At 65.4% G+C, this 24,277-nt stretch carries 22 protein-coding genes; 6 read left to right on the top strand and 16 right to left on the bottom strand.

Annotated elements, in window-relative coordinates:
• Positions 1-90 precede the first annotated feature (90 nt).
• The gene (locus CI15_RS38135) at positions 91-219 is read right to left on the bottom strand and encodes a hypothetical protein (protein ID WP_277621245.1); all 129 of its coding nucleotides are present in this window, start codon (positions 217-219) and stop codon (positions 91-93) included.
• A 274-nt stretch (positions 220-493) separates the two neighbouring features.
• On the opposite strand from CI15_RS38135, the gene CI15_RS31505 reads away from it, so the two are divergent.
• A complete protein-coding gene (locus tag CI15_RS31505; RefSeq protein ID WP_062136546.1) occupies positions 494-2,887 on the top strand; it encodes a phosphoketolase family protein in 2,394 nt (797 codons plus the stop codon).
• An 11-nt stretch (positions 2,888-2,898) separates the two neighbouring features.
• Complete coding sequence (locus CI15_RS31500) at positions 2,899-4,050, top strand: acetate/propionate family kinase (RefSeq protein WP_062136543.1); 1,152 nt, start codon at positions 2,899-2,901, stop codon at positions 4,048-4,050.
• Positions 4,051-4,075: 25 nt separating this feature from the next.
• Here the strand turns inward: CI15_RS31500 and CI15_RS31495 are convergent, their stop codons facing one another.
• Positions 4,076-4,306, bottom strand: coding sequence for a BON domain-containing protein (locus CI15_RS31495; RefSeq protein WP_062136539.1), 231 nt, complete (start codon positions 4,304-4,306; stop codon positions 4,076-4,078).
• A gap of 145 nt (positions 4,307-4,451) precedes the next feature.
• Here CI15_RS31495 and CI15_RS31490 point away from each other — a divergent pair, with 145 nt between their 5' ends.
• Positions 4,452-4,847 carry a PaaI family thioesterase gene (locus CI15_RS31490; RefSeq protein ID WP_062138306.1) on the top strand — a complete coding sequence of 132 codons (396 nt, stop codon included), beginning with the start codon at positions 4,452-4,454 and terminating at the stop codon, positions 4,845-4,847.
• An 87-nt stretch (positions 4,848-4,934) separates the two neighbouring features.
• Complete coding sequence (locus CI15_RS31485; RefSeq protein ID WP_062136537.1) at positions 4,935-5,630, top strand: YceH family protein; 696 nt, start codon at positions 4,935-4,937, stop codon at positions 5,628-5,630.
• 30 nt (positions 5,631-5,660) lie between these two features.
• On the opposite strand, the gene CI15_RS31480 is transcribed toward CI15_RS31485, so the two are convergent.
• The 6 genes from CI15_RS31480 to CI15_RS31455 form a co-directional block, all read right to left on the bottom strand.
• Positions 5,661-6,179 carry an SLATT domain-containing protein gene (locus tag CI15_RS31480; RefSeq protein WP_062136535.1) on the bottom strand — a complete coding sequence of 173 codons (519 nt, stop codon included), beginning with the start codon at positions 6,177-6,179 and terminating at the stop codon, positions 5,661-5,663.
• Between the two features lie 22 nt (positions 6,180-6,201).
• Positions 6,202-7,245, bottom strand: a complete 1,044-nt coding sequence (locus CI15_RS31475) for a rod shape-determining protein (RefSeq protein ID WP_062136531.1) — start codon at positions 7,243-7,245, stop codon at positions 6,202-6,204.
• Between the two features lie 154 nt (positions 7,246-7,399).
• A complete protein-coding gene (locus CI15_RS31470) occupies positions 7,400-8,248 on the bottom strand; it encodes an IclR family transcriptional regulator (protein ID WP_062136528.1) in 849 nt (282 codons plus the stop codon).
• Positions 8,249-8,290: 42 nt separating this feature from the next.
• Positions 8,291-9,019 (bottom strand): SDR family NAD(P)-dependent oxidoreductase, encoded by a 729-nt coding sequence (locus CI15_RS31465; RefSeq protein WP_062136525.1) that lies wholly within the window; start codon positions 9,017-9,019, stop codon positions 8,291-8,293.
• A 13-nt stretch (positions 9,020-9,032) separates the two neighbouring features.
• The gene (locus CI15_RS31460; protein WP_062136521.1) at positions 9,033-10,334 is read right to left on the bottom strand and encodes an MFS transporter; all 1,302 of its coding nucleotides are present in this window, start codon (positions 10,332-10,334) and stop codon (positions 9,033-9,035) included.
• Positions 10,335-10,414: 80 nt separating this feature from the next.
• Positions 10,415-10,936: a 2,4'-dihydroxyacetophenone dioxygenase family protein gene (locus tag CI15_RS31455; RefSeq protein WP_062136519.1), complete on the bottom strand. Its 522-nt coding sequence runs from the start codon at positions 10,934-10,936 to the stop codon at positions 10,415-10,417.
• A 345-nt stretch (positions 10,937-11,281) separates the two neighbouring features.
• Here CI15_RS31455 and CI15_RS31450 point away from each other — a divergent pair, with 345 nt between their 5' ends.
• Entirely contained in the window at positions 11,282-12,700 is a 1,419-nt protein-coding gene (locus tag CI15_RS31450; RefSeq protein ID WP_062136516.1) for a trypsin-like peptidase domain-containing protein, read from the top strand.
• A gap of 63 nt (positions 12,701-12,763) precedes the next feature.
• Here the strand turns inward: CI15_RS31450 and CI15_RS31445 are convergent, their stop codons facing one another.
• The 8 genes from CI15_RS31445 to CI15_RS31410 form a co-directional block, all read right to left on the bottom strand.
• The gene (locus CI15_RS31445; RefSeq protein WP_062138304.1) at positions 12,764-14,257 is read right to left on the bottom strand and encodes an efflux transporter outer membrane subunit; all 1,494 of its coding nucleotides are present in this window, start codon (positions 14,255-14,257) and stop codon (positions 12,764-12,766) included.
• A complete protein-coding gene (locus CI15_RS31440) occupies positions 14,250-17,435 on the bottom strand; it encodes a multidrug efflux RND transporter permease subunit (protein WP_062136513.1) in 3,186 nt (1,061 codons plus the stop codon). Before CI15_RS31440 ends, CI15_RS31445 begins: the two co-directional genes overlap by 8 nt.
• 11 nt (positions 17,436-17,446) lie before the next feature.
• Entirely contained in the window at positions 17,447-18,655 is a 1,209-nt protein-coding gene (locus tag CI15_RS31435; protein ID WP_062136510.1) for an efflux RND transporter periplasmic adaptor subunit, read from the bottom strand.
• A gap of 196 nt (positions 18,656-18,851) precedes the next feature.
• On the bottom strand, positions 18,852-19,754 hold the full coding sequence (locus CI15_RS31430) for an amino acid ABC transporter permease (RefSeq protein ID WP_082814346.1): 903 nt from the start codon (positions 19,752-19,754) through the stop codon (positions 18,852-18,854).
• On the bottom strand, positions 19,751-20,404 hold the full coding sequence (locus tag CI15_RS31425; protein ID WP_062136504.1) for an amino acid ABC transporter permease: 654 nt from the start codon (positions 20,402-20,404) through the stop codon (positions 19,751-19,753). The genes CI15_RS31430 and CI15_RS31425 overlap by 4 nt, the downstream gene beginning before the upstream one ends.
• A 30-nt stretch (positions 20,405-20,434) precedes the next feature.
• Positions 20,435-21,271, bottom strand: a complete 837-nt coding sequence (locus CI15_RS31420; protein ID WP_062136501.1) for a glutamate ABC transporter substrate-binding protein — start codon at positions 21,269-21,271, stop codon at positions 20,435-20,437.
• A gap of 58 nt (positions 21,272-21,329) precedes the next feature.
• Positions 21,330-22,100, bottom strand: coding sequence for an amino acid ABC transporter ATP-binding protein (locus tag CI15_RS31415; RefSeq protein ID WP_062136494.1), 771 nt, complete (start codon positions 22,098-22,100; stop codon positions 21,330-21,332).
• Positions 22,091-23,110: an asparaginase gene (locus tag CI15_RS31410; RefSeq protein ID WP_062136492.1), complete on the bottom strand. Its 1,020-nt coding sequence runs from the start codon at positions 23,108-23,110 to the stop codon at positions 22,091-22,093. Before CI15_RS31410 ends, CI15_RS31415 begins: the two co-directional genes overlap by 10 nt.
• 104 nt (positions 23,111-23,214) lie before the next feature.
• Between CI15_RS31410 and CI15_RS31405 the strand changes: the two genes are divergently transcribed.
• Positions 23,215-24,192 (top strand): LysR family transcriptional regulator, encoded by a 978-nt coding sequence (locus tag CI15_RS31405; RefSeq protein ID WP_062138302.1) that lies wholly within the window; start codon positions 23,215-23,217, stop codon positions 24,190-24,192.
• The last annotated feature ends 85 nt before the right edge of the window (positions 24,193-24,277 follow it).

The following is a 24,277-nucleotide window of genomic DNA, read 5'->3' as shown; positions in this document are numbered from 1 at the left end:
CGGTGCGACGCCAGCGCCGCGCCCGGTCTTTCAGCGAGCATACACATTCAGCCGCACTCGCGTGCGCACGCGAACGCGCGCGCCGCCGCGCTAGCCGTGGCCGAACAGCTTGACCAGCAGCCCGAAGATGCCGACCGGTATGGCGAGCCCCACGCACAGCAACACCAGCGTAAGGACCAGGTTCAGAAGCACTTTGAGCGCACTGGGAGATGTCGACATGGCGGCCATTGACCTGAGACAAAGGAACACGAAAAGAAAGCACGTAGCGCACGGGCAGTGCAGTACGAATGCCACATTCGGCGCGACATACTGTGAGGGACGAGCGTTCGCCCCCGGTTTGAGCAGCTTAATACATTTGACTCGCGCAGCACGGCTTCGTTTCGAGCGCAACGGACCGTGCGATGCCCGATCCGAGCATGCCGCCTCGTGCACCGAGGCGGCCACCACCATCATCCGCCAACCAGCCTGACAGTCCTTTTCGAGGAGTGACGCCATGGCCGAATCAAGCTCGCAATCCACCCCGCCACAAGTTCTGGACCCCGACACACTGCGCAACATGGACCGCTACTGGCGAGCCTGCAATTACCTGTCGGTCGGCATGATCTATCTGCGCGACAACCCGTTGCTGCGCGAAGCGCTGAAACCCGAGCACATCAAGAACCGGTTGCTGGGTCACTGGGGCTCCGACGCCGGGCAGAGTTTCGTGCTGGTGCATCTGAACCGGCTGATCCGCAAGCTCGACCTCGACATGATCTATCTGTCCGGTCCCGGCCACGGCGCACCCGCGAGCCTCGCGCACTGCTATCTGGAAGGGCATTACTCGGAGATCTATCCGGACCGCAGCGAGGACGAAGCCGGCATGCGACGCTTTTTCCGGCAATTCTCGTTTCCCGGCGGCATCGGTTCGCATTGCACGCCGGAAACACCGGGCTCGATTCACGAAGGCGGCGAACTCGGCTACAGCCTGTCGCACGGCTACGGCGCCGCGTTCGACAACCCCGAGCTGATCGTCACCGTGATGATCGGCGACGGCGAAGCGGAAACCGGTCCGCTCGCCACCTCCTGGCACTCGAACAAATTCCTGAACCCGATCCGCGACGGTGCCGTGCTGCCGGTGCTGCATCTGAATGGCTACAAGATCGCCAATCCGACGCTGCTCGCGCGCATTCCGCGGGAAGAGCTCGAAGCCTTGATGGTCGGCTATGGCCACAAGCCGTATTTCGTCGAGGGCGACGACCCCGCCACGATGCATCAGCAGATGGCCGCGACGCTCGAACAATGCATCGGCGAAATTCGCGCGATCCAGCAACATGCGCGGCAGAACAACGACACCACGCGGCCGCGCTGGCCGATGATCGTGCTGCGCTCGCCAAAGGGCTGGACCGGGCCGAAGGAGGTCGACGGTCACAAGGTGGAAGGCTCGTGGCGCGCGCATCAGGTGCCGGTGCTCGATCCGGCGACCAACCGCAAGAGCCTGAAGATCGTCGAGGAGTGGCTGCGCAGCTACGGCCCCGACACGTTGTTCGACGCGAACGGCCGGCTCGTCGACGAACTGCGCGCGCTCGCGCCCGAAGGCGCGCGCCGTATCAGTGCGAATCCGCACGCGAACGGCGGCCTGCTGTGCAAGATGCTCGATATGCCGCCGTTTCGCGACTACGCGGTGGCCGTGAAAAAACCGGCGGCGGAGAATACCTCGCCGACCGCCGTGCTCGGCACGTTCCTGCGCGACGTGATGCGCAACAACATGTCGAACTTCCGGCTGTTCGGCCCCGACGAAACCGCGAGCAACAAGCTGCAGGCGGTCTATGAAGCCTCGGGCAAGACCTGGCTCGCCGGGCTCGAAGCGAGCGATGCCGACGGTGGCGACCTGTCGCCCGCTGGCCGCGTGATGGAAATGCTCAGCGAGCACACGCTCGAAGGCTGGTTCGAAGGCTACGTGCTGACCGGCCGCCACGGCCTCTTCGCGACCTACGAGGCGTTCGTGCACGTGATCGACTCGATGTTCAACCAGCACGCGAAGTGGCTCGAAAAGGCCAAGCGCGATCTCGGCTGGCGGCAACCGGTGCCGTCGATCAATCTGCTGATCACCTCGCTCGTGTGGCGCCAGGATCACAACGGCTTCACGCACCAGGACCCGGGTTTTCTCGACGTGGTCACGAACAAGAGTCCGGACGTCGTGCGCATCTATCTGCCGCCCGACGCGAACTGTCTGTTGAGCGTTGCCGATCACTGCCTGCGCACGCGCGACTACGTGAACGTGATCGTCTCCGACAAGCAGCCGCATCTGACCTATCTCGACATGGACGCGGCCGTCACGCATTGCACGAAGGGCATCGGCATCTGGGACTGGGCCTCGACCGACCAGGGCGTCGAGCCGGACGTCGTGATCGCGTGCGCGGGCGACATCGCGACGATGGAAGCGCTCGCCGCCGCGCAGATCCTGAAGGAGCGCTTTGCGACGCTGAAGATCCGCTTCGTCAACGTGGTCGATCTGTTCCGCCTGATGCCCGAGCATGCGCATCCGCATGGACTGTCCGACCGCGATTTCGACTCGCTGTTCACGACCAGCAAGCCGGTGATTTTCAACTTCCATTCGTATGCGACGCTCGTGCACAAGCTCACGTACAACCGTCAGAATCACGAGAACATCCACGTGCATGGGTATCGCGAGAAGGGCAATATCAACACGCCGCTCGAACTCGCGATCATCAACGGGGTCGATCGCTTCACGCTGGCGATCGATGCGATCGACCGCGTGCCTTCGTTGAGCGGCGTCGGCGATCACACGAAGGAGTGGCTGCGCGGGCAGATCATCGAGCATCTCGCGTATGCGCACGAGGAAGGGATCGACAAGGAGGAAATCCGCAACTGGACCTGGAAAGGCTGAGCGAGGACGTCATGCAAAACGACGATCAGGAACGGACGATTCTGGTGCTCAATAGCGGCTCGTCGTCGCTGAAGTTCGGGCTCTTTGCACAACGGGACGGCGACGAAACGCTGCTGCTCGAAGGCGCGGCCGAAGGCATCGGCCGCGACGACGGCCGGCTGCGGATCAAAGCGGCCGACGGCCGCGTGCTGTTGCAGCAGGAGCATCTGCTCGAATCGCAGACCGACGCCTTGCAGAAGCTCTCGCAGGTGCTCGCGCGACAGCATCATGCGCGCCCCTCGGCGGTGGGGCATCGGGTCGTGCATGGCGGCCCGCATCTGCGCACGCACCAGCGCATCACCGAGGCGGTGCGGCGGCAGTTGCGCGAGGCGCTGCACTTCGCGCCATTGCATATCCCGCCGGCACTCGCGTTGATCGACGAGGCGACGCAGATCTTCGGCGACGCGCCGCACTTCGCGTGCTTCGACACCGCGTTTCACGCGACGCTGCCGCCGCGCGCCGCGCAGTTCGCGTTGCCGCACCGCTATGCGGACGCCGGCGTGATCCGCTATGGCTTTCACGGGCTCTCGTACGAATCGCTGGTGCGGCAACTCGGCGACGCGTTGCCGTCGCGCGCGGTGTTCGCGCATCTCGGCAACGGCTCGAGCGTGTGCGCGCTGCTCGATGGTCGTTCGGTCGATACCTCGATGGGCTTGACGCCGACGGGCGGCATCCCGATGGGCACGCGCTGCGGCGACCTCGATCCGGGCGTCCTGCTGTATCTGATGCGCGCGGAACGCCTCGACGCCGATGCGCTCGAAACGCTGCTCAATCGCCACAGCGGTCTCGCCGGCTATGCGGATGGCGAAAGCGATATGCAGGCGCTCGAAAAGCGCGTGGCGGCAGGCGACGCGCGCGCGTCGCTCGCACTCGATGCGTTCGCGACCGCGGTGCGCAAAACGATCGGCGGCTACGCGGCACTGCTCGGCGGCATCGATCTGCTCGTGTTGACCGGCGGGATCGGCGAGCACAGCGTGGAGGTTCGGCGGCGCGTGTGCGATGGGCTCGCGTTCCTCGGGCTCGTCGAGAACGAGCCGGGCGGCAAGGTGAGGGTGCTGCACACGGAGGAGGAAAGACAGATCTCGCGGCATTGCCGGGCACTGCTGGAGGCGGGCGCCGGCTGAGCCTGCGTCAGCCCCGTCAGCTCCGTCAGCCCGTCGTGACGACGGTACGGTCCACGATGCCGGTGACACCGAACAGCCGCCTCACGTCTTCGAGCATCGCGGTGCGCTGGGCTTCGTGCTGAAGCTCGCCCGACAGCGTGATGCGCCCCCGCGCGACTTTCACGAGCACGGCGCCGGGCGGGATGGCGGCGTCCCACGCGAGGCGGCGCGTCGCTTCGGCGGCGATCTGCGCATCGGTCAGGCGGTTGGACGCCATCGACTCTCCACGAAACGGAATGCTGATTCACTCACACTAGCAGATGCCGCGGATTTTGCCCGCATGCGCGTGCGCGTCCCGGCGCTGCCGCCGCGCGTTCGCGGGTATGCTGATGATCCGATCCGACACTGGCAAGGCCCGAATCATGTCCGACTTCCCCATCGACAACCCGTTTCTCGAATCGCTCGGTGTGCGTCTGACGCAATGGCGCGACGGTTACGCCGAACTGCTGATGTCGATCGACGCGAGCAAGCTCAATCGTCAGGGCGTGCTGCAAGGCGGCGCGATCGCGACCCTGCTCGACGCCGCCGCGGGCTACGCGGGCCTTTACGCGCCGGCGGGGCAGCCAGCGCGGCATGGCTTCACGCTGTCGCTGACCACCAACTATCTCGACAAGGGGCTCGGGGCGTCGGTCACGGCGAAGGGTTTTCTCGAACGGGCAGGCCGCTCGATTTTCTTTTCGCGCGCCGAAGCATGGGTGGACGGCAAACTGCTGATCGCGAGCGCGCAGGGCACGTTCAAGTATTCGAAGACGGCTTGAGCGGCGGCGTTTAGCATATTGCCCACCTGACAGAACGCGCCTTCCAGCCGCGAACGGCGCGCATCTTCCAAGAGACCTCGCATCCCCATGAATTCCACTCCCGACGCTCCTTCCCGCCCTCCGCTGCGCGCGCTGACCACGCTCGAAGGACGTGTTCTCGGCGTGCTCGTCGAAAAGCAGCACACGGTGCCCGACAGCTATCCGCTGTCGCTGAACGCGCTGACGCTCGGCTGCAATCAGAAGACCGGCCGCGCGCCGGTGATGAACGCGACCGAGGCCGAGGTGCTGACCGCCATCGACGGATTGAAACGCCTGAGCCTCGTGTTCGAAGGCAGCAGCAGCCGCGTGCCGCGCTTCGAACACAACATGAACCGCGTGCTCGGGCTGCCCGGACAGTCGGTCGCGCTGCTGACCACGCTGCTGCTGCGCGGCCCGCAAACGGCCGCCGAATTGCGCCTGAACAGCGCGCGCTTCCATGGTTTCGCCGATATTTCGTCGGTCGAGGCGTTTCTCGACGAGCTTGCCGCGAACGATCCGGCTCGCGTCGTCCGGCTGCCGCGCATGGCGGGCGAACGCGAGCCGCGCTGGATGCATCTGTTGTGCGGCGAGGTCAGCGTGAGCGAGATCGCGCAGTCTGCCGCGAGCGAGGACGAGAGCGTGCCGCTGTCCGCGTTCGAGGCGCTGAAAGCCGAGCAGAAACGCCTCGCCGATGAAGTCAGCCGGCTGCAGGTCGTCGTGCGTCGCATGGCGACGGAGCTGGGGATCAGCGCGGACGATTTGTGAACTGAAACGACAAGCCGCATTCGGCGCGTTTTACACATCCCGCCGGTGTGGTTTGTCCGCCCTCAACGTGCGCTGCGTGCGATAGAAGACACGCGGCGGCACATTCGGCGAATCCTCCGCGAGCCGGTCGAGTTCGGTACGGATCGCGGTGAGGTAGTGCGCTTCGCGCGCGTCGGCGTCGCCGGCAAACACGGCTTCGAGCCGCCGGCGCACCGCGCCGTAGCGCGCACCGGCCGCGCGATGCTTCTCGGCACGCTCGGCATAACGCAGGAACATCTGCAAGGCGGCCGAAATCACCGCCGCCACGCTGACGAGCCCAACGAAAATCCGCATCTCGATCGACACCGGCGGCGTGCTCAACGACGCGAACACCGCCGTGCCGACGAACGCGGTCAGCACGGTCACGAGCCAGCCGATGCCGCGCTCGCGCGCCGACAGCAGGTCCGCCATGTCGTAATGGCTCATCTGCGACTCGCGCGCGCGGCGAATCCATTTCAGCAGCAATTCGGTTTCGTCGACGGGGGGCTCGTAGGCGGGCTGTGGCGTCATCGCTCGGTGGAGGGCACGCGCTTCAGTCGTAGGAGAACGAGTTGCCGAACTTCTCGATCCGCTCCAGCGCCATGCCCGAGCCGCGCACGACGCAGGTCAGCGGCGCCTCGGCGACGAATACCGGCAGGCCGGTTTCTTCGGCAAGCAGGCGGTCGAGGTCGCGCAGTAGCGCGCCGCCGCCCGCGAGCATGATGCCGCGCTCGGCGATGTCCGCGCCGAGTTCCGGCGGCGTCTGTTCGAGCGCGATCTTCACCGACGACACGATCTGGTTCAGCGGATCGGTCAACGCCTCGAGAATCTCGTTGCTCGACACCGTGAAGCTGCGTGGAATGCCCTCGGACATGTTGCGGCCTTTCACTTCCATCTCCATGACCTCGGAGCCCGGGAACGCGGAGCCGATTTCCTTCTTGATCGCCTCGGCGGTCTGCTCGCCGATCAGCATGCCGTAGTTGCGGCGGATGTAGTTGACGATCGCGTCGTCGAACTTGTCGCCGCCGACGCGCACCGAGCCCTTGTAGACGATGCCGCCGAGCGAGATCACGCCGACCTCGGTGGTGCCGCCGCCGATATCGACGACCATCGAGCCCGTGGCCTCCGACACCGGCAGGCCGGCGCCGGTCGCCGCGGCCATCGGCTCCTCGATCAGATAGACCTGCGAGGCGCCCGCGCTATGCGCGGCCTCCTTGATCGCGCGGCGCTCGACCTGGGTCGAGCCGCACGGCACGCAGATGATGATGCGCGGCGACGGCGCGAACAGCCGCGACTCGTGCGCCATCTGGATGAAGCGCTTGATCATCTGCTGGGTGATGTTGAAATCGGCGATCACGCCGTCTTTCATTGGGCGGATCGCCTCGATGTTGCCCGGCACCTTGCCGAGCATCTGCTTCGCTTCGCGGCCGACGGCGAGAATGATCTTCTTGCCGTTCGGGCCGCCTTCCTGGCGAATCGACACGACCGACGGCTCGTCGAGCACGATGCCCTTGCCGCGCATGTAGATCAGCGTGTTCGAGGTGCCGAGGTCGATCGCGAGGTCGTTCGAAAAGTAGCCGCGCAGAAAACCGAACATGCGTATTCCTGTCTGTGCAAAGTCGGGCGCGTGAGCGCCGCCGGGAGGCTGTCGGGGTCTGCCGCTTGCATGCGGCTCGCGGCAAGAGCGGCCGCGCGACAGCAAGAATAGCAGTTTATCGACGGGCGCGGCCGTGATGTGGCACCATCGTCCGCTATCTTTCGCTGCCCGGGCCCAGGCGGGCCGCGATCGTGCGGCACGCCGCGAGCAGGGGCTCGATGTAAGCGGCTTGCACATCGTCGCGTTGGCGGAAGGTCGGCATGCTGATGCTCACGCAGCCGAGCGCGCGACCGTCGGGGCCGCGAATCGCCGCGCCGTAGCAGCAGATCGATGCTTCGTTCTCCTCGCGATCCTCCGCGTAGCCGCGTTGTACGGTCGCTTCGAGCTCGCGGCGCACGGCGTCCAGATCGGTCAGCGTGTGCTCGGTGAACCGCGCGAGCGGCGCGTCCTTCAGCAGCGCCTCGCGCTCCGGCTCGCCAAGTGTGGCCAGATATGCCTTGCCGACCGAGCTCGAGGTCAGCGACACCCGCGTGCCGATCCGCGAGGCCATGCGCACCGCGTGCGGGCTCTCCAGCTTCTCGATGTAGACCATCTCGCCCTGGCTCGGCACCGCGAGGTGGATCGTCTCCGAGGTGAGGTCGCGCAGTGCCATCAACGCGTCGACGGCCGCGAGCCGCAAGTCCGAGCGCTCCCAGCTATGGCTCGCGAGATTGATCAGGCGCGCGCCGAGGCCAAACGTGTTGCCGCTGCCGGTCGCGACGATCAGCCCTTCGGCCTGCAAGGCGGCGACGATGCGATGCACGGTCGGGCGCGGATAGCCGCTCGCCGCGCTCAGCTTCGCGACGTTGGGCGGCGATTGCGCGTCGGCGATCAATTGCAGCACCGCGATGAACTTCGAGAACGCGGCGGCGCCGGCGACGGCCTTGGTGTCGGCTTTAGCGTCGACTTGCCTGGCGGCAGCAGTGCCGGCGCGAGCAGGGGGTTTGGAAGCGGAACGCGACATCGCACAGAGGCAGGGTAGGGGTGCGCAATTATGCCTGCTCGATCACGCGACGAGATACCCGCCGTCGACCGGCACGATCGCGCCCGTCATGAACGAAGCCGCCGGGGTGCACAGAAACACCGCGACCTGCGCGACTTCTTCGGGTGTGCCCCAGCGACGCAGCGGCGTGCGCTCGATGATGGCCTGCGAGCGGCCGTCATCGTCCTGCAACGCCTGGGTGAGCGGCGTCGCGATCCAGCCCGGCGCGATCGCGTTGACGCGAATGCCGTCGGCGGCGTAAGCGAGCGCGAGCGACTTCGTCAGTTGCGCGACCGCGCCCTTGCTCGCGCTATAGGCCGGCACGAGCCCGCCGCCGAAAAAACTGAGCATCGATGCCGTATTGACGATGCAGCCGGTGGATGCCTTCAGCAAGTCGCGCGCGGCCGCGCACACGCGCATCGTGCCGTTCAGGTTGATATCCATCACACGTTCGAACACGTCGAGGCGATGCTCCTCGCCGCGGCTGATCACACCCGCGCAATTGATCACGATGTCGAGACGCTCGAACGCGCTTACCGCGGCGGTGACGGCCTCTGTCGAGCGTACGTCGAGCGTGACGCGGGCGATCTCGCAATTCAGCGTATCGGGCGCGCCTTCAGGCAGCGGCAGGCCGGCCGCGACCGTGTGCGCGCCGAGTTGCGCGAGCGCGTTGGCGATCGCCGCGCCGATGCCGGACAAGCCGCCGGTCACGAGCGCGGTTTTGCCTTCGAGTAGCTGGTTCTGAAAGGTCATGTGAAACGCCGCCTCAGGTGGGTTGGGTTTCGATCGCGCTCGCGAGCGGCACGGGCGCCACTTCCTTGACGACGAACAGATAGACCAGCGCCGCCGCGAACGCGACGGCCGCGCTGATCAGCAGCGCATTGACGAACGAATGCGTCCGATCGACGACGATGCCGGTGATCACCGGCGCGAACGAGCCGCCCAGATAGCCGCCGAAGTTCTGCATGCTGCCGAGCGAGGCCACCAGGTGTCGCGGCGCCGCGACGCTGACGAGCGCCCATGCACTGCCGCTCGACAGGTTCACGAACAGCATCGCGAGCGACACGTAGACGACCGCGAGCGTCGTGCTCGGCGTATACGCGGCCGGCACCGTAAACGCAGCCGCTCCGACGAGGCCGATGCACAGCGGCCACTTGCGGCTGCGGATCGGCGCCATGCCGCGCTTGAGCAGGTAGTCGGCGATCAGGCCGCTGCTCGCCATGCCGATCGTCCCGAACACATACGGAATCGCGACGACCCAGCCGGTGTGCGCGATGCTCAGATGACGCTCGCGCTCCAGATAGCCGGGCAGCCACGTCAGATAGAGCCACACCATGTAGATCACGCCCATGAAGCCGAAGATCATGCCCCACGTATTGCGCAGCTTGAAGAGGGCGCCCCATTCGGACCAGCTCAAGCCCTGCGGGTTGTCCTGGGTCGTCGAACCTTCGTTCAGGTGCGCGGTCTCTTCCGTGGTCAGCGCGATTTCGCTGCGATTGCGATAGACGACGTACCAGGCGAGCGCGACGATGATGCCGACCACCCCCATGATCACGAACATCGTTCGCCATCCGAAGGAAAGCATCAGCACGGTGAGCAGCGGCGGTGCGATCATCGGCGCAATGGTCGATGACGAGATGAACGTGCCGATCGGCGTGCCGCGCTCGCGCACCGCGAACCATTCGCTGACGACTTTCGCGCCGGCCGGAAACAGCGGTGCCTCGGCGATACCGAGCACGACGCGCGCGCCCAGAAAGTGATTGAGCGTCTGGATGAAGCCGCCGGCGACCTGTGCAACCGACCACACGAGCATGCCGAGCCCGAGCATCACGCGCGAACCGAAACGGTCGAGCAGCGCGCCGACCGGCAGTTGCGCGAACGCATACGACAATGAGAACGCGGACAGCAGCAGCCCCATCTGCGAAGCGGACAGATGCAATTCATCGCTGATCAGATGATTCGCGATCGACAACGTGCTGCGGTCGAGATAGTTGACGATGCCAGCAACCGTCAGAAAGACGACGGCGACCACCTGAATACGTTTCAGACGCTGCGACTTCTGAGGCATGTTTGTCTCCTGCGCAAGGTGTCCTGCTGATGGGGAATGGTGCTGCCGTTGTTGTTCTGTTGGTGCGCACGCGCGCTCGTCTAGCGGATGAACTGGTCGACGTAGTCTTCCCCGAGGCCGACCGTCGCGTAGTGCTTGCGGCACATGTCGATCTTCGTGAAGACGTCTTCGTAGCCGGTGTAGTTGCCGTACGGATCGCAATAGAACATCACGCCGTTGACCTGGAAGTACGTGATCATTTCCTCGACGTCCTCGGGCACGAAGAGCGTATGCGTTTCGCCCGGCGGCTCGTAGACGTAGCTGCCTTCGGTGGCGACCCAGTCGTGTTCGAGATAACGCCAGCGGCCCTTGAGCACCATGCCGTGCACGCCCTGCGGATGACGATGCCGGCTCAGCACGCCCGAGCGGCGTACACGCAGCAGATTCATCCAGTATCCCTGCGACGCATTCAGGCACAGCGGGCGAAACGACACGTTTTCGGCCTGCGGAACCCAGACGCGTTCGTCGGTCGGAATCGCGAAAGGCACGACGATTTCCTTTTGCGCTTCCTTCGGGAACGGCAACTGGTAAGGCGTCAGGGCGGATTGATCGGCGTCGGGCATGGGGAAGTTCCTCGCGAAGTGTGCTGAAAAAACTTCATGTCCACATTGTGGATACGAAGTCCACCATATGGCTATTATCGGAACCGGTTTCGGCGGGGTCAATCCTGGGGAAATTACTGGTCCGGCACGACATTGCGCCGCGCCGCCGCCGCTGAAAGTACGAACGATGCCTGTGCAACGATCGCGTCAATCGCGCAATACTCGCCAAGCGCTCAATACGCGCAACTGGTCCATAAATCAAGGCTCGCGCGCTGATTCCGATCGAACACCATCTTTAAGCCTGCTTTAAGTGGAGGCGCCTAAATTACGCATCCACCACGTAACCCTCCGCAACATTCCCTGACTATGACCACCAAAAATTATTGGCGCGGTAGCGCTGCGATCTGCGTCGTCCTCGCATTCGGCGGCGCATATGCGCTCAGCCATCGCACTGCCGATGCGTCCGTGAACACCACGCAGGGCCCGACGTCGTCGCTGCACGCGGCGGCCGATATCGTCGGCTCGCGCTCGTCGGCACCGGACTTCTCGGGCATCGTGTCGCGCTATGGTCCGGCGGTCGTGCATATCGGCGTGAAAGAAGCCGCGACCGTCGACGAAAACGGTCAACGCAAGAGCGGCGGCGAAGCGCTGGGCTCGGGCTTCATCATCAGCCAGGACGGTTACATCCTGACCAACAATCACGTCGTCGACGGCGCGACCAGCGTGAGCGTGAAGCTGACCGACGGCCGCGAATTCCACGCGCGCGTGATCGGCAAGGACAAGGCGACCGACGTGGCCGTCGTGAAGATCGACGCGACGAATCTGCCGACCGTGAAGATCGGCAACCCGGACAGCAGCAAGGTCGGCGAATGGGTCGTGGCGATCGGCTCGCCGTACGGTTTCGACAGCACGGTGACCTCGGGGATCATCAGCGCGAAATCGCGCTCGATGTCCGACGACAGCCCGATCCCGTTCATCCAGACCGACGTGCCCGTCAATCCAGGCAACTCGGGTGGTCCGCTGTTCAATCTGAACGGCGAAGTGATCGGCATCAACTCGATGATCTACTCGCGCACCGGCGGCTTCCAGGGCCTGTCGTTCGCGATTCCGATCGACGCAGCGATGCATGTGAAAGACCAGCTCGTGAGCACCGGTCACGTGACCCGCGGCCGCATCGGCGTGGGCGTACAGCCGCTCAGCGCCGACAAGGCGAAGGCGCTCGGCCTCGACTCGACGGGCGGCGCACTGGTCGGTTCGGTCGATCCGAATGGCCCCGCCCAGGCGGCTGGCCTGCGCAAGGGCGACGTGATCGTCGGCGTGAACGGCAAGCACATCGGTAATGCCATGGAGTTGGTCGGGCAGGTCGCCCAGCTGTCGCCTGGCAGCGCAGCGACGATCAGCGTGTGGCGCAACGGCGGCGAACGCAAGCTGTCGGTGACGGTGGGCACGCAGCAGGCGTCGGACCTGGCGTCGGCCGAGCCGCGCGAACAGCAGCAGGAACAGCCGCAGCAGCAAAACCGTCCGCGTCTTGGCGTCGCCGTGCGTCCGCTGACCCAGGACGAGCAGCAGGAAGCGCAGTTGCCCGGCGGCGTGGTGGTGCAGCAGGCCACCGGTCCGGCCGCGGAAGCCGGCATTCAGGCAGGCGACATCATCGTTGCCGTCGACGGCAAAGTGGTCCGCGGCGTCGAGCAACTGCGCCGCATGATCGCTCAGGCGGACGACAGCGTGTCCGTCACCGTGGTGCGCGACGGGGCGGAAGCGTCGGTAGAAGTGACGCTCGGCTGATGAGTAGACCCCGCCGGTGCAATGCCGGCGGCGGGCACGGCGCGCTGAAGTAGCGCGCGTGCCTCAGTTGGACGGCTGGACCCCATCCGCGTGAGACGTGCTGTGCGATACGTTCGGCGGCTCGTCGGGTCCGCCTCCCAACGCGACGTAGAGCGACACCCCATTCTGCAACGCCGTCGCCCGAAGCTGGATCAGTTGCTGCTCGGCGGCAAATTGATTGCGTCGCGCATCCACTACCTCGAGATAGATCGAGATTCCATTGTCGTAGCGCAACTGAGCCGTTTCGGCGAGTAGCCGCTGCGCTTGCACCGCATCTTCCTGCGCCGCAATCTGCTCCTTGTAGCGTTGCCGCGCGACCAACGCATCGGACACCTCACGGAACGCGTTCTGCACGGTGCGCTGATAATCCGCGACCAGCTCGTCGCGCCGCGCTCGCGCCGCCGATAGTTGCGCCTGGCGCTGTCCCGCGTCGAAGATCGGCATGCCGACCAGCGCGCCGAACGACCACGCCTGCTTGGCCGGTACGAACAGATCGCTCAGTTCCGGCGACACATACCCGAAGCTACCCGTCAACGCGATGCGCGGAAAGAAGTCCGCGCGCGCGACGCCGATGTCGGCATCGGCCGCGCGCAGCTGCTGCTCGGCCTGCTGGATGTCCGGCCGGTCGATCAGCAACGCGGACGGCAAGCCCGCATCGAGCTCGCGGAACTGCGCGGCGTCGGCGATCGGCGGCGCGTGCGGTAGCGACTCGGCAAGCGGCCCGCCAATCAGCACCTCGAGCAGATGACGCTGCTGCGCGGTGGTCCGTTGCAGTTCCGCCAGTTGCGTCTGCGCCTGCGTGACGAGAATGGCGGCCTGGTCGTAGTCGACCGACGAGGTGACGCCCGCGTCGAGCCGCAGCTTCGCGACGTCGAGCGCGTAGCGGCGGCTCTCGAGCGTCTGTTGCGCCAGCTCGATTCCTTCCTCGCCCGAGCGGATCGCGTAGTAGTTCGACGCGACATTGCCGATCAGCGACAAGCGGAACGCGTGCTGTGCCTCGACGCTCGCCAGATACCGGCGCCGTGCCGCTTCGCTGGAGTTGCGTACGCGCCCCCAGAAGTCGAGTTCGAACGACGTCACCGCGGCCTGCACGTTGTACTGGTTGAACTGGACCGAGATGTCGGTGTTGTCGAACTCGGGATCGAACGAACCGAGCGGCGCCTTGGTGCGGGTCGCGCTGCCGTTCGCATTGACCTGCGGCAAACGCGCGGCATTCTGGATGCGATAGAACGCACGCGCCTGCTCGATCCGTGCGATCGACGCGGCGAGATCGCGGTTGCGCTCGAGCGCCGTCTCGATCAGCAGCTTCAGTTGCGGATCGGCGAAGAACGTCTGCCAGTCGACTTCGCCTGCCAGATGCGCGGTGCCCGACGTGGCTGCCTCGGTCATGTCGAAGTGATCGGCGATCGGCAGAGAGGGCTGCTGATACTTCGGCGCGAAATTGCACGCGGCGAGCGAGCAGCAGAGCAGGGGTAACAGCAGGCGCTGATGAAGGCACTGATGAAGGCACTTAGGCATCGCGCTGTCCTCCACCCAGCTCCGTCGGCAGATCGTCATCGTCGAGATCGATGCTGCGTTTCTTGCGGCTCAGCCAGCGGCGCGCGGCCACATAGAATAGCGGCGTAAAGAAGATGCCGAACATCGTCGCGGTCAGCATGCTGCCCATCACGCCGGTGCCGACCGCGCGCCGGCTCGCCGCGCCCGCGCCGGTCGCGAGCACGAGCGGCAGCATCCCCAGCACGAACGTGACGCTCGTCATCAGAATAGGGCGCAGGCGCTGCTGCGCGCCGTTTTTCGCAGCCGCCAGCGCGTCTTTTCCTTCGGATTCCTCCTTGATCGCGAACTCGACGATCAGAATCGCGTTCTTCGCGGCGAGGCCGATGATCGTCACGAGGCCGATGTTGAAGTACACGTCCGCGGACAGTCCACGCAGCATCGTCAGCACCACCGCGCCGATCACGCCGAACGGGATGATCAGCAACACCGCCACCGGAATCGCCCAGCTTTCGTACAGCGCCGCGAGCAGCAGGAACACGACCACGAGCGACAAGCCCAGCAGCATGCCGATCTGGCCGGCCGCCTGTTTTTCCTCGAACGCGGTGCCGGTCCATTCGTAGGTCAGGTTGCCGGTCAACACGTGCGAGGCGATGCGCTCCATCTCGGCGATCGCCGCGCCGCTCGAACGGCCGGGCGCGGCCTGACCCGACAGTGTCGCCGACGGAAAGCCGTTATAGCGTTCGAGCTGCTGCGGCCCGGAAATCCAGCGCACGCGGGTGAACGACGAGAACGGCACCATCTCGCCGCGGTTGTTGCGCAAGCGCAGCGAGGTCACATCCTCGGCGCGCATCCGTTGCTCGGCGTCCGCCTGCAACAGCACGCGCAGCACATTGCCCTCGAACACGAAGTCGTTCACGTAGTTCGAGCCGAACGTCAGCGCGAGCGCCTGGTTGACCTGACCGATCTGCAGACCCAGCGCGCGCGCCTTCACGCGGTCGATTTCGACGTAGAGTTGCGGCGCCTCCGGCATGCCCTCGGCGCGCACGCCCGCGAGCACAGGACTCTGCGACGCCTCGATCATCATGCGCCGAGCCGCCTGTTGCAGCGCTTCGCCGCCGACGCCGCTGCGATCCTGGATCTTCATCGTGAAGCCGGTCGCATTGCCGAGCGACGGGATCGGCGGTGGGTCGAGCGCGAAGATGATCGCTTCGGGAATCTGCCGGAACGCGCCATTCGCGCGACGCACCAGCGCGCTCGCCGAATTCGCCTCGCCCGAGCGCTCGTCCCAGGGCTTCAGATCGACGAACGACAGTGCCGCCGATTGCCCCTGGCCGAAGAAGCTGAAACCCGTCACAGACGCGACGTTGCGCACCTGCGGCTGCTGCCGCAAGAACGCCTCGACCTGGTCGATCGCATGTTGCGTGCGCTGCTCGGTCGAACCCGGCGCACCGGTGTACGTGATGAAAATATGCCCCTGGTCCTCGGTCGGCAGAAAACCGGTTGGCAGCCGCATGAAGAAAAACACGGTGATCGCGCAGGCCGCGACGAACACCAGGATCCAGCGCAAAGGCGAGCGCAACATCGAGTCGACACCGCCGATGTAGCGCGTGGTGCCCGCGTCGAGCCCGCGATTGAAGCCGTCGAACACGCGGTGCAATAGTCGCGACGCCGCATTCTTCGGCCGCTCATTGGCGGCCGCCTCTCTGCGCAACAAGGCCGCGCACAACGCGGCGCCGAGCGTCAGCGCCAGCAGCGTCGACAGCAAGATCGACACCGCGAGCGTGACCGAGAACTGCCGGTAGATGCCGCCCGTCGAGCCCGGAAAAAACGCCATCGGAATGAACACCGCGACGAGCACGAGCGTACTCGCGATCGCCGCGCCCGATATCTGCCCGACCGCTTTCACGGTCGCGCGCGGCGCGCTGAGCCCTTCCTCGCGCATGATGCGCGCGACGTTTTCGACGACGACGATCGCGTCGTCGTTGAGGATACCGATCGCGACCACCATGCCGAACAGCGACAGAATGTTGATCGACAGCCCGAACAGATAGAGCCCCGCGCAGGTGCCGATCAGCGCGATCGGCACGACGATCGTCGGGATCACGGTCGCGCGCCAGTCCTGCAGGAACAGGAACACCACGACGGTCACGAGCAGCAGCGCCTCGACCATCGTGCGGATCACGCCGTGTACCGAGGTCGTGATGAACGGCGTGGTGTCGAATGGCACGGCCCACGTCACGCCGCGCGGGAAGATCGGCTGCAATTCGGTCATGCGCTGGCGCACGGCGTTGGCGACCGCGAGCGCGTTCGCACCGCTCGCGAGCTGGATCGCGATACCGGCCGACGCCTTGCCGTTGACGCTCAGGCGATTGCCATAGCTGTCGTTGCCGAGCTCGACGCGCGCGACGTCGCCCACCCGCACCGTCGAGCCATCCGGATTCGCGCGCACGATGATTTCGCGGAACTGCTCGGGCGTCGAGAAACGGCTTTGCGTGACGATTTGCGCGCTGAATTCGGAGTGTGGCGCGATCGGCTGGTCACCGAGGCCGCCGCCCGCGGTCTGGCTGTTCTGCTCCTGGATCGCCTGCAGCACCTCGCTGGCCGACAGGCCGAAGCCCGCAAGCTTGCGCGGATCGAGCCAGATCCGCATCGCGTACGACGAGCCGAACAACTGCACGTCGCCGACGCCGTCGATCCGGCGCAACTCGTTGACGATGTTGTTCGACGCGAAGTTGCCCATCGCGACGGCGCTGGTGGTGCCGTCGGTCGCCTGCAGCGCGAGCAGCATCAGAAAGCCCGACGATGCCTTCGTCACGCGCACGCCGACCTGCCGGACTTCGAGCGGCAGGCGCGGCTCGACGCGGCTCAGACGGTCCTGCACCTGGGTGCGCGCGATGTCGAGATTGGTGCCGGGCTTCAGCACCACGGTGATCTGCATCGTGCCGTTCGAGCGGCTGACCGACGACATGTAGAGAAAATTCTCGATGCCGTTCATCTCGTCTTCGATGATCGAGGTGACGGTGCGCTCGAGCGTGCTCGCGTCGGCGCCGCTAAAGGCCGCGGTGATGCTGAGCGACGGCGGCGCGACGTCGGGGTACTGCTCGACCGGCAGCAGCGCGAGCGCGATCGCGCCGAACAGCACGATGAAAAGGGCGATGACCCACGCGAAAACCGGCCGTGCAACGAAGAATCGATTCATCGGCGAGCCCGTCAGTGCGCGGTCGAAGCGGGGGCGGGCGACGCGTTCGACTGCGCCGTCGGCGACGCAGCGGGCGCGGGCTGCGGGTCGACACGCTGACCCGGCTGCACCTTCTGCCATCCATCGACGATCAGCCGCTCGCCCGGCTTCAGGCCATCGCGCACGGTCCAGCGTCCTTCGCCCTGTTCACCGAGATCGATGTTGCGACGGATCACGGTGCCGTCGTCGGCGACCAGCGCGACGCTCGCGATGCCGTTATCGAGCTGCACCGCGCGCTCGGGAATGCGGATGCCTTGCAGATTGCCCGCCGCGATGATGCGCCCGCGCACGAACTGCCCCGGCAATAGCGTGCGGTCCGGGTTCGCGAACTGCGCGCGCACCGTCTGCGTACCGGTGGACGGATCGACGACCAGATCGGCGAAGTCCAGAAAGCCGGGCTCGTTGTAGAGCTGGCCGTTCGCGAGGATCAATTGCACCTCGACGTGCTTCATGCTGGTCGGCTTGCGCGCGCCCGACTGGATCTGCTGCTCGACGTCGAGCATCGCGGTGTTCGACTGCGTGAACACCGCGTTGATCGGTGTCAACTGGTTGACCTGGGTGAGCAGGGTGGCCGCGCCCGCGCTGACGAGCGCGCCTTCGGTGACGAGCGCGCGGCCCGCGCGCCCGGCGATCGGCGTGCGCACGATGCAACGATCGAGCCGCAGTTGCGCGAGCGACACGGCGGCCTGCGCATCGGAGACGTTGGCCTGGGCCTGCTGCATGGTGGCGAGCGCGGCGTCGTATTCCTGCGCGCTGACCGCGTGACGGCCGACCAGCGGCTTGAATCGATCCACGACCGACGCCGCGTTGTCGCGCACGGCGGTCGCGCGCGAGAGCGCGGCCTGCGCCTGCTGCAACTGCGCGCGATAGTCGCTCGCGTCGATCTGGAAGAGCGGGGCGTTGGCCGGCAGGTCCGTGCCTTCCTGATACAGCGTGCGCTGGACGATGCCATCGACACGCGCGCGAATCTCAGCGGTGCGCACGGCCTCGATGCGGCCCGGCAACTCGACGACATCGGCGACAGGGGTGGTGGAAACCGTTTCGACCAGCACGGGTACCGGTGGCATCGACGCGGCGGTGGGGGTTGCCTGCCGGTCGTTGCAGGCGGCAAGCAGGAGGGGCAAACCGGTGATCAGAAGCGATACGGCACGACTACGCAGGCGGAATGCGGAGCAAAGCAAGAGAAACTCCTTTGATAAAGGCAGTCTTTTTTGCGCGTGAGATCGGTGGTCGGTTTAACGGTTTGCTGTCGATTTAACTATTTGGAACGCGTGGGCGCGTTAAGGCGCGGAAAAGATTTCCGTTGATCCTACCGCGTCTGGGTGGCTTGTCAATTTATTCTTGGCCGCGGCGAGTGTAATGGACTCGCCGTCGCCATCAATTCAGTCTGTCTGTTTTTACAACTAATTGTGAACGACGCAAATCTTCCGCGGCATCAGCAGAACCGGCGCCAGCACGCTTCGCCGCGCTGCGTGCTACAGCCCGCCGCTGCCGCCGCACCACCCAGCGCTTCAGATAAAGCAGCACCGCGCTGATCACGCCATACATCATCGTGACGATAAAGGCTGCCTGCAGCAGCGACTGCGGCGCGTAACTCGACACGTCCTGAGAGCGATGCAGCAACTCGTCATAGGGGATCACATAGCCGAGCGAGGTGTCCTGCACGATTGCGAGCAACGAGCTGATCAGCGCCGGCAGCATGCTGCGCAGCGCCTGCGGCAGCACCACGTGCAGCATCGCCTGCGACGGCCGCATGCCGAGCGCGAGCGCCGCCTCGCGCTGTCCGCGCGGCAGTGACAGAATGCCGGCGCGCACGACCTCGGCCGTCAGCGCCGAATGATGCAGCGCCATCGCGAACACGAGGAAACCGAGCGCCGGCCAGTCGAAGCCAAGCGCCGGCAGTTCGATCACCATGAACAGGATCAGCAGCAGCAGCGGAATCGCGCGGAAAAATTCGATGTAGGCACCCGCGAGCCGGCTAAGCCATGCACGCGTCGACAGCCGCCCTAGCGCGAGCGGCAGCGCCAGCGCGAACGCGGCCAGCGCCGAGCAGGCCGCCGCCATGATCGTCGAGACCAGTCCGTCGAACAGAAACTTCGCGGTGCCCCAATGCAGGAAGATCGCCCACTTGTCGGCGTCGAACTGTCCGCTCGTTTGCAGGCGCATGCCGATCGCGATCAGCAGGCCGACCACGGCCAGCGCACTGACGCTCGAAAAGATCCGCTGCCGCTTGCGGCCAAGCGGCCCGGCCGGTTCGTACAACGTAGGTGTACGACTCATCGGGCCACCGCCATTTTTCGTTCGAGCCGTCGCATCATGAGGCCGAGGGGAATCGTCAGCGCCATATACGCGACCATCGCGGCCGCGAACGTCGGCACCGCCTGCGCGGTTTCGAAGTTGATGCGCTGCGCCGTATAGGTGATGTCGAACACGCCGATCGCCGCGGCGATCGACGACGCCTTGATCTGATTGACGAACAGATTGCCGAGCGGCGGAATGACGGTGCGCATCGCCTGCGGAATCACCACGTTCGCCAGCACCTGGCCGAATCGCATGCCGATGCTGCGCGCCGCCTCGACCTGACCGGCCGGCACCGCGTTGACCCCCGCCTTGAGGACTTCCGCGACCCACGCCGCGGTATAGAAGCCGAGCACCAGCACCGACGACGCGGTCAACGAGTACATGAAGCCGAGCTTCGGCAAGCCGAACACGAACAGCAGCAGGAGCGCGAGCAGCGGCGTCATGCGCATGATTTCGACGTACGTCGCGGCGAACCAGCGCAATGGCGTGAGCGGGCACACGGCCATCACGGTCAGTGCGATGCCGAGCGCGAATGCCATCGCGAACGACAGCGCGGTCAGCTCGATCGTGACGCCCATCGCTTCGATGAAGCGCCACGCGAACGGCAGCAGGGGATGCAGAAAGTCCATGCAGGCAGTGGCTATGCAATCAACAGGAGATCAACGCTCGATCGTCGGCACTTGCGGCTTGCCGAGCGTGCCTTCGAGATTCTTCGCATACAGCTTGTTCCACGTGCCGTCCTTGATCGACTGTTCGAGTTGCGTGTCGATCCATTGACGGAACGCCGCGTCGTCCTTCGCGACGCCCATGCCGTACGGCTCCTGCGTGAACGGCTTGCCGACGATGCGGAATTTGTTCGGCTGACGCAGCGATTCGCCCGCGAGCGTCGCGCCGTCGTCGACGTACGCATCGAAGCGGCCGTCGGCGACGCCTTCGACACACGCGGCCGTGTCGTTGAACGTGACGAACTTCGCTTGAGGCGCGAGCTTCCTGACGTTGTCTTCAACGGTCGTGCCGTTCAGTACGCAGGCGGTCTTGCCGTTCAGATCCGTCACGCTGTGGATCGACGTATCAGCGCGCTTCGTCAAAATGTCCTGTCCCGCGACATAGTACGGACCCGCGAAGCCGATCACTTTCTTGCGCGCGTCGTTGATCGTCAGCGTCGCGATCACCACGTCGACGCGGCCGTTCTGCACGAACGGCAGACGGTTCTCGGTGGTGGTCTTCACCCATTCGACGTTGTCCTCGGAACCCGTCAGCTTCTTCGCGAGCAGCCGCGCGAGGTCGCCTTCGAAGCCTTCGGTCTGGCCCGTCATCGGATTGCGCACCGAGAACATCAGGGTATTGAGCGACGTGCCCACCACGAGCTTGCCTTTCTTCTGGATCTTCGCCATCGTCGAGTCGGCCGGAAAAGTATCCGCGTGGGCCGGCGCGAGCGCCGCAAAGAAGGTGCCGGCGAGGCACGAAGCGAGCACTGCAATCGATTTCAAACGCATGGTGGTATCTCCTCTGTTATACGAGGCAGGGTGGCCCTGCCGGGTCGAGCGATAAGAATCAGTGCTCCAGTATCCTGGAGAGAAAATCGCGCGCCCGTTCCGAGCGAGGCGCGCTAAAAAATGCGTCGGGCTCGGCGATTTCGACGATGCGGCCGCCGTCCATGAACACGATCCGGTCCGCCGCCTGGCGCGCAAAGCCCATTTCATGCGTGACGACGACCATCGTCATGCCGCTTTGCGCGAGTTCGAGCATCACCGCGAGTACTTCGCTGACCATCTCGGGATCGAGCGCGGAGGTGGGTTCGTCGAACAGCATGACCTTCGGCTGCATCGCCAGCGCGCGAGCGAGGGCGACGCGCTGTTGCTGGCCACCGGATAGCTCCGCGGGCACCGCATCGGCCTTGTGCGCGAGACCGACGCGCGCGAGCAGTCGACGCGCGAGCGCCTCGGCTTCATTGCGCGACTGGCGCAGCACCTTGCGCGGCCCCATCGCGACGTTCTGCAGCACCGTGCGATGCGAGAACAGATTGAACGACTGGAACACCATGCCGATCTGCGCGCGCATCGCCGCGAGCGCGCGGCCTTCTTCGGGCAGACGTTCGCCCGCGAGCAGGATCTCGCCCGAATCGATCGTCTCCAGGCGGTTGATGCAACGGCATAACGTGGACTTGCCCGAGCCCGACGGCCCGATGACGACGACCACTTCCCCCGGCGCGACGTCGAGATCGACGTCGAACAGCACCTGTTGCGCGCCGAATGATTTGTTCACGCCGCGCAGCGAGACGAGCGCCGCGGGCCGAGCGAGCTGCGCGCTGTCGTTCACGCCCATGTCAGTTGCACCGTGGCCTTCAGTTGGCCGACCGCCGTGCCGCGCACGTTGCGCAGCACCGGATCGGCCCATTTCGCGAGCGGCGTGCCTTCGGTTTCGAGCGGCAGGCCGAGTTGTCGCAGGACCGCGATCGTGGTCGCGTAGACCGCGCTGAAGTCGCCGTCGGCCATCTTCACCGCGACGCCGATGCCGAGGCTGCGCACGCCCACGGTGTGTACGCCGTCGGCGCCGACTTTCGCGACCCAGTCGCCGTTCGATGCGTCGGCGAGCGCGAGATCGCAGCGGCCCGTGCCCGACACCATTTGCGGATGCGCGGCCATGGCCGCGAACACGCGCGAGAGCGCCGCATCGGTGGCGGCGCCCGCGCCCGATGCGCCGGTGGCGAGCTTGCCCCACATCATCGCGAGACGCGACAGCGGCATGCCGATGTTCGGCGCGCTGCAGCCGTCGATGCCGAACCACAGCTCGGACGCGGACAGGTCGGCGAGCCGCGCGACTTCGCGGCCGATCTCCTGCTGCAACTCATGTTCGCGCTCCAGATAGCTGGCGCGCGCATAGCCATGCATGCAGCAATAGCCGAGAAAGCCCGCGTGTTTGCCCGAACAGTTGTGATGACGCTGATCGAACACGCTGCCGCGCGGCGGCAGATCGTTCTCGCCGTAGTGGTCCGGCATGTGCACGCCGCAACGCAGGTCGGACTCGGCCATGCCGATTTTTGCCAGCATCGCCGTGACCGTGTCGACATGGATGTCTTCGCCGCCGTGGCTTGCACAGGTCAGCGCGAGCTCGGCATCGGTGAAGCCGAAATGCCCGGGGCCGCCGTCGCGCACGAAGGGCAGCGCCTGGAACGGCTTCAACGTCGAGCGGGAAAACACCCACGCGTGCGGGTGGCCGGCGTGGGCCAGCAGCGCGCCGGCGGCATCGACCACCGCCACCGAGCCCCAGTGGATCCGCTCGACATGAGCATTACGGGTGGCGACGACGAGCGGGACGTGCGATGGGAGGGTCATTGCATTCGTTTTGAATTGGATCGGACAAAGGCGAGTTTAATTATTGCAAAAAAAAGCATTTAGCCGTAATTTCGAAAATGGTTTTGCACTGGACGCAACACAAGATGCCCTCAAAGAACGCACAGGAAACCGGGCTCGACCATCTGAGCGCCATGCGCGCGCTGGTGCGGATCGTCGAGCTGGGCAGTTTTTCGGCCGCCGCGCGCGAGCTGAAGGTGGCGACCTCGACGATCGCGCGCAAGATCACCGCGTTGGAAACCATGCTGGGCGTGCCGTTGCTGCATCGCTCGACCCATCATGTCGGGTTGACCGAAGCGGGCAGCCTGTATCACGCGCGCGCTGTGTCGATGATCGCGGACCTCGACGACACGCTGCGCGTTGTCGCGGAACTCGACTCGGCGCCGAGCGGACCGCTCAAGCTGACCGCGCCGGTCGCGTTCGGCCGCCGCTATCTGGCGCCGCTCGTGGCGCCGTTCCTCGAGCTCTATCCGGCCGTGCAGCTCGATCTGCGGCTGACCGACAACCACAACGACATGGTGATGGGCGGGTTCGATCTCGACATCCATGAGGGCGAGAACTATCTGGACAACCTGATCGTGCAGCCGCTGTCGCGCAACGACAGCATCCTGTGCGCGGCGCCGTCCTATCTCGCGCGACGCGGCCGGCCGCGGACGCCGGCCGATCTCGCGCAGCACAACTGCCTGCGTTATCTGCATCCGGAGGGCGATCCGCGTTGGCATCTGAGCAACGGGCAGGGCGTGCAATCGCTTCTGCCGTCGGGCAATCTGCAATCCGATCACTCGGAGCTGCTGCTCGAAACGACGCGCGCGGGGCTGGGGATCGCGGAGTTCGAGATCTGGCTGATTCGCGATCTGCTCGTGAGCGGCGAGCTCGAAGTCGTACTGCCCGACCATCGGCTCGAGAACGCGCTGACCGGGCGGCAGATTTATATGGCCTATCTGCCGAACCGGCGCTTCTCGACGAAGGTGCGGGTGCTGCGCGAATTCATGGCGCAGCGCTTGAAGGGAATTGGCGAACTGCCGGATCGGAATCTGGTGCCGTGTCTGGCGGGCGAGTTCTGAGTGAATAAACGCAACGGGCAAGCGATGCCGCAAGCGCGAAATGAAAGGGCGGGGCGCTGGAATCCATCAAGCGCCCGGCCCCGAT

Source organism: Paraburkholderia monticola, from assembly GCF_001580545.1.
GTDB classification, from domain to species: Bacteria; Pseudomonadota; Gammaproteobacteria; order Burkholderiales; family Burkholderiaceae; genus Paraburkholderia; species Paraburkholderia monticola.
Note: the sequence above shows the minus strand (reverse complement) of the source record. Positions and strands in the feature narration are given on the sequence as shown.

Coding starts and splice junctions, on each gene's coding strand:
- CI15_RS31505 (WP_062136546.1), top strand. CDS start 494: ATGGCCGAATCAAGCTCGCAATCCACCCCGCCACAAGTTCTGGACCCC.
- CI15_RS31455 (WP_062136519.1), bottom strand. CDS start 10,936: ATGCCCGACGCCGATCAATCCGCCCTGACGCCTTACCAGTTGCCGTTC.
- CI15_RS31485 (WP_062136537.1), top strand. CDS start 4,935: ATGAATTCCACTCCCGACGCTCCTTCCCGCCCTCCGCTGCGCGCGCTG.
- CI15_RS31430 (WP_082814346.1), bottom strand. CDS start 19,754: ATGAGTCGTACACCTACGTTGTACGAACCGGCCGGGCCGCTTGGCCGC.
- CI15_RS31465 (WP_062136525.1), bottom strand. CDS start 9,019: ATGACCTTTCAGAACCAGCTACTCGAAGGCAAAACCGCGCTCGTGACC.
- CI15_RS31500 (WP_062136543.1), top strand. CDS start 2,899: ATGCAAAACGACGATCAGGAACGGACGATTCTGGTGCTCAATAGCGGC.
- CI15_RS31405 (WP_062138302.1), top strand. CDS start 23,215: ATGCCCTCAAAGAACGCACAGGAAACCGGGCTCGACCATCTGAGCGCC.
- CI15_RS31495 (WP_062136539.1), bottom strand. CDS start 4,306: ATGGCGTCCAACCGCCTGACCGATGCGCAGATCGCCGCCGAAGCGACG.
- CI15_RS31450 (WP_062136516.1), top strand. CDS start 11,282: ATGACCACCAAAAATTATTGGCGCGGTAGCGCTGCGATCTGCGTCGTC.
- CI15_RS31480 (WP_062136535.1), bottom strand. CDS start 6,179: ATGACGCCACAGCCCGCCTACGAGCCCCCCGTCGACGAAACCGAATTG.
- CI15_RS31470 (WP_062136528.1), bottom strand. CDS start 8,248: ATGTCGCGTTCCGCTTCCAAACCCCCTGCTCGCGCCGGCACTGCTGCC.
- CI15_RS31425 (WP_062136504.1), bottom strand. CDS start 20,404: ATGGACTTTCTGCATCCCCTGCTGCCGTTCGCGTGGCGCTTCATCGAA.
- CI15_RS31445 (WP_062138304.1), bottom strand. CDS start 14,257: ATGCCTAAGTGCCTTCATCAGTGCCTTCATCAGCGCCTGCTGTTACCC.
- CI15_RS31490 (WP_062138306.1), top strand. CDS start 4,452: ATGTCCGACTTCCCCATCGACAACCCGTTTCTCGAATCGCTCGGTGTG.
- CI15_RS31410 (WP_062136492.1), bottom strand. CDS start 23,110: ATGACCCTCCCATCGCACGTCCCGCTCGTCGTCGCCACCCGTAATGCT.
- CI15_RS31460 (WP_062136521.1), bottom strand. CDS start 10,334: ATGCCTCAGAAGTCGCAGCGTCTGAAACGTATTCAGGTGGTCGCCGTC.
- CI15_RS38135 (WP_277621245.1), bottom strand. CDS start 219: ATGTCGACATCTCCCAGTGCGCTCAAAGTGCTTCTGAACCTGGTCCTT.
- CI15_RS31420 (WP_062136501.1), bottom strand. CDS start 21,271: ATGCGTTTGAAATCGATTGCAGTGCTCGCTTCGTGCCTCGCCGGCACC.
- CI15_RS31415 (WP_062136494.1), bottom strand. CDS start 22,100: ATGGGCGTGAACGACAGCGCGCAGCTCGCTCGGCCCGCGGCGCTCGTC.
- CI15_RS31475 (WP_062136531.1), bottom strand. CDS start 7,245: ATGTTCGGTTTTCTGCGCGGCTACTTTTCGAACGACCTCGCGATCGAC.
- CI15_RS31440 (WP_062136513.1), bottom strand. CDS start 17,435: ATGAATCGATTCTTCGTTGCACGGCCGGTTTTCGCGTGGGTCATCGCC.